4 protein-coding genes are annotated in these 4,606 nt (G+C 70.4%); all 4 read left to right on the plus strand.

Features of this window, described 5'->3' with window-relative positions; genetic code table 11:
* Window positions 1-1,511 (plus strand): acetate--CoA ligase (gene acs / locus ACWGIU_RS14895; protein ID WP_453705844.1); only part of this gene is annotated, 1,511 nt, incomplete at its 5' end.
* Between the two features lie 240 nt (window positions 1,512-1,751).
* Complete coding sequence (gene nhaA / locus ACWGIU_RS14900; protein ID WP_453705864.1) at window positions 1,752-3,185, plus strand: Na+/H+ antiporter NhaA; 1,434 nt, start codon at window positions 1,752-1,754, stop codon at window positions 3,183-3,185.
* 60 nt (window positions 3,186-3,245) lie between these two features.
* Window positions 3,246-3,704: a phage holin family protein gene (locus ACWGIU_RS14905; RefSeq protein ID WP_453705846.1), complete on the plus strand. Its 459-nt coding sequence runs from the start codon at window positions 3,246-3,248 to the stop codon at window positions 3,702-3,704.
* The coding region (locus ACWGIU_RS14910; protein ID WP_453705848.1) for an alpha/beta fold hydrolase at window positions 3,701-4,606 on the plus strand (906 nt) is incomplete at its 3' end. The genes ACWGIU_RS14905 and ACWGIU_RS14910, both read left to right, overlap by 4 nt.

Consider the following 4,606-nt stretch of genomic DNA (forward strand, 5'->3'; position numbering starts at 1 on the left):
TCGCGATGCTCGCGTGCGCCCGCGTCGGCGCCGCGCACTCCGTGGTCTTCGGCGGCTTCTCCGCCGACGCCGTCGCCTCCCGCATCCAGGACGCCGACGCCAAGCTGGTCATCACCGCCGACGGCGGCTACCGCCGCGGCAAGCCCACCGCCCTGAAGCCCGCCATCGACGAGGCCGTCGCCAAGTGTCCGCAAGTCGAGCACGTGCTCGTCGTGCGCCGCACCGGCCAGGACACCGCCTTCACCGAGGGCCGTGACGTCTGGTGGCACGAGGCGGTCGGCCGGCAGTCCGCCGAGCACACCCCGCAGCCGTTCGACGCCGAGCACCCGCTCTTCATCCTGTACACCTCGGGGACCACGGGGAAGCCGAAGGGCATCCTGCACACCTCCGGCGGCTACCTCACGCAGGCCGCGTACACCCACCACGCGGTCTTCGACCTGAAGCCGGAGACCGACGTCTACTGGTGCACCGCCGACATCGGCTGGGTGACCGGGCACTCCTACATCGTCTACGGGCCGCTCGCGAACGGCGCCACCCAGGTGATGTACGAGGGCACCCCCGACACCCCGCACCAGGGCCGGTTCTGGGAGGTCGTCCAGAAGTACGGCGTCACCATCCTCTACACCGCGCCCACGGCCATCCGTACGTTCATGAAGTGGGGCGACGACATCCCCGCGAAGTTCGACCTGTCGAGCCTGCGCGTGCTGGGCTCGGTCGGCGAGCCGATCAACCCCGAGGCCTGGATCTGGTACCGCAAGCACATCGGCGGCGACCGCTGCCCGATCGTGGACACCTGGTGGCAGACCGAGACCGGCGCGATGATGATCTCCCCGCTGCCGGGCGTCACCGCCACCAAGCCGGGCTCCGCCCAGCGCGCCCTGCCCGGAATCTCCGCCACCGTCGTGGACGACGAGGCGCACGAGGTCCCGAACGGCGGGGGCGGCTACCTGGTCCTCACCGAGCCGTGGCCGTCGATGCTGCGCACCATCTGGGGCGACGACCAGCGGTTCATCGACACCTACTGGTCGCGCTTCGAGGGCAAGTACTTCGCGGGCGACGGCGCCAAGAAGGACGACGACGGCGACATCTGGCTGCTCGGCCGGGTCGACGACGTGATGCTGGTGTCCGGCCACAACATCTCGACCACCGAGGTCGAATCGGCGCTCGTCTCGCACCCGTCGGTCGCCGAGGCGGCCGTGGTCGGCGCCAACGACGAGACCACCGGGCAGGCCATCGTGGCCTTCGTCATCCTGCGAGGCAGCGCCTCCGAGACCGAGAACCTGGTCACGGACCTGCGCAACCACGTGGGCAGCACGCTGGGCCCGATCGCCAAGCCGAAGCGGATCCTGCCGGTCCAGGAGCTGCCGAAGACCCGCTCGGGCAAGATCATGCGCCGTCTGCTGCGTGACGTGGCGGAGAACCGCGCAGTCGGTGACGTCACCACCCTCGCCGACTCCTCGGTCATGGACCTGATCCAGAGCAAGCTCCCGGCCGCCGGCAGCGAGGACTGAGCCACGGGCTGGGGCGCACCGCCCGAGATACACCGAGAACCACCGAGACACACCTGAAGGGGTATCCGGCGCGCCGCGCCGGGTGCCCCTTCGGCACTTAAAGTGATGATCGCCGGATACGTCCTCGCGCACGCCCTGTAAAGTATTCAAAGCGTAAAGAAAGATCACAAGGTGCGCCGGGAAGTCTGGTCGGCAATGAGCTTCGCCATGCCGTCCAACCGACCCACGGAGGTGTCCCTCGTGGCCGCGCCCAGCCCCACCGACCACAAGAGCCCCAAGCTGCTCGGCCGCCTCTCACTGCCCGAGCTCCGCTTCGTCGGCGATGCGCTGCGCGCCGAGACCGTCGGCGGCGTGCTGCTCCTCGTGGCCGCGATCGCCGCTCTCCTGTGGGCGAACATTTCCGCCATCTCCGAGAGCTACACCAGCGTCCGGTCCTTCCACATCGGCCCCGCCTCCCTCGGCCTGGACCTCTCGCTCCAGCACTGGGCGGCCGACGGACTCCTCGCCATCTTCTTCTTCGTCGCCGGCATCGAGCTCAAGCGCGAGCTCGTCGCGGGCGATCTGCGCGATGCCCGGGCGGCCGCGCTGCCGGTGATCGCCGCCCTGTGCGGCATGGCCGTACCCGCGTTGGTCTACGTGCTCGTCAACATCCTGGGCCATGGCTCCACGGACGGCTGGGCCGTCCCGACCGCCACCGACATCGCCTTCGCGCTCGCCGTCCTCGCCGTCATCGGCACCTCGCTGCCGTCGGCCCTGCGCGCCTTCCTGCTGACCCTCGCGGTCGTCGACGACCTGTTCGCCATCCTGATCATCGCGGTGTTCTTCACCAGCGAGATCGACTTCCTGGCGCTCGGCGGCGCGGTCGTGGGCCTGGTCCTCTTCTGGTTCCTGCTCCGGATGGAGGTCCGCGGCTGGTACATCTACGTCCCGCTCGCCCTGGTCGTCTGGGGCCTGATGTACAACAGCGGCGTCCACGCCACCATCGCCGGCGTCGCCATGGGCCTGATGCTCCGCTGCACCCGCCGCGGCGGCGAGCGGCACTCGCCCGGCGAGCACATCGAGCACCTGGCCCGGCCCGTGTCGGCCGGTCTCGCCGTCCCCCTCTTCGCCCTCTTCTCCGCCGGTGTCTCCCTCTCCGACAAGGCCATCGCCCAGGTCTTCACCCGTCCCGAGACCCTCGGCGTGGTGCTCGGACTCGTCATCGGCAAGACGGTGGGCATCTTCGGCGGCACCTGGCTGGCCGCCCGCTTCACCAAGGCCGAGCTGAACGAGGACCTCGCCTGGCCCGACGTACTCGCCGTGGCCGCGCTCGCCGGCATCGGCTTCACCGTCTCCCTCCTGATCGGTGAACTCGCCTTCGCCGACGACGCGGTCCTCACCGACGAGGTCAAGGCGGCCGTCCTGATCGGCTCCCTGATCGCCGCCGTGATCGCGTGCGTCCTGCTCAAGCTCCGCGACCGCAGGTACCGGGCGCTCACCGACGCCGAGGAGCGCGACGAGGACCACGACGGCATCCCGGACATCTACGAGGAGCACAACCCCGAGTACCACCTGCGGATGGCCAAGATCTACGAGGACAAGGCCGCGGAACACCGCCGCAAGGCCGAGAACGAGGCCGCCACCGCGTCTCGAGGCGCAGCCGGATCCACCACCGACGGCGACCGTCCGGCATGATCTGACTGACGACGCAGGACAGCCGCGCCGCCCGGCAGCAGACGACAGAGGGAGAGAGCGATGAGCGCAGTGGACCAAGAGGCGCGGGGAGCCGAGCTCACACTCGGCCAGCTGGTCGCCTCGGCCACCGCCGAGATGTCCGCACTGGTGCACGACGAGATCGCCCTCGCCAAGGTGGAGATCAGGCAGGACGTCAAGCGCGCCGGGATCGGCAGCGGCGCCGCGATCGCCGCCGGAGTGTTCGGGCTCGCCTCCGTTCCGATGCTGAGCTTCGCCCTGGCGTACTGGATTCGCACCTCCGGGCTCGGCCTGGCGTGGTGCTTCCTCATCGTCGCCGGGGTGTTCTGGCTGCTCGCGGGCGTGGTCGGGCTGATCGCCTGGGTCAAGTTCAGGCAGGTCAAGCCGCCGGAGAAGTCCCTCGCCTCCGTCAAGCAGACCGCCGCGCTGGTCGGGACCGTCAAGCCGCATCCGCGGCCGGTGAGTGACAAGGCTGTGGGTGTGGCACGCTCGTCCTCATGACAGCGCCCACGCCGGACTCCAGCGTTCCTCCCACAGCTGCCACGGCGGTACGGCTCGACCTCCCCGGCGGGCGGGCGGTGACGCACCGGGACGTCGCCGCGAACGGCGCCCGCTTCCACGTCGCCGAGCTCGGTGACGGGCCGCTGGTGCTGCTGCTCCACGGCTTCCCGCAGTTCTGGTGGACCTGGCGGCACCAGATGACCGCGCTCGCCGACGCCGGATACCGGGCGGTCGCGATGGACCTGCGCGGGGTGGGCGGCAGCGACCGCACCCCGCGCGGCTACGACCCCGCCAACCTGGCGCTCGACATCACCGGAGTCGTACGGTCCCTCGGCGAGCCGGACGCCGCGCTCGTCGGGCACGACCTGGGCGGGTACCTCGCCTGGACGGCGGCCGTGATGCGGCCCAAGCTGGTGCGCCGACTCGTGGTCTCCTCCATGCCGCATCCGCGCCGCTGGCGCTCGGCGATGCTGTCGGACTTCGGTCAGACCCGGGCGAGTTCACACATCTGGGGCTTTCAGCGGCCGTTCGTTCCCGAGCGGCAGCTCGTCGCCGACGGTGGGGCGCTCGTAGGGGAGCTGATCCGGGACTGGTCGGGGCCGCGGCCGCCCGAGGACGAGGAGCTGGCCGTGTACCGGCGGGCCATGTGCATCCCGTCCACCGCGCACTGCTCGATCGAGCCGTACCGCTGGATGATGCGGTCGATGGCGCGGCCCGACGGAATCCAGTTCAACCGGCGGATGAAGCGTCCGGTGCGGGTGCCGACGCTGCATCTGCACGGTTCGCTGGACCCGGTGATGCGCACGCGCAGCGCGGCCGGTTCGGGGGAGTACGTCGAAGCGCCGTACCGCTGGCGGCTGTTCGACGGGCTCGGGCACTTCCCGCACGAGGAGGACCCGGTC

Source organism: Streptomyces sp. NPDC054840 (genome assembly GCF_053611065.1).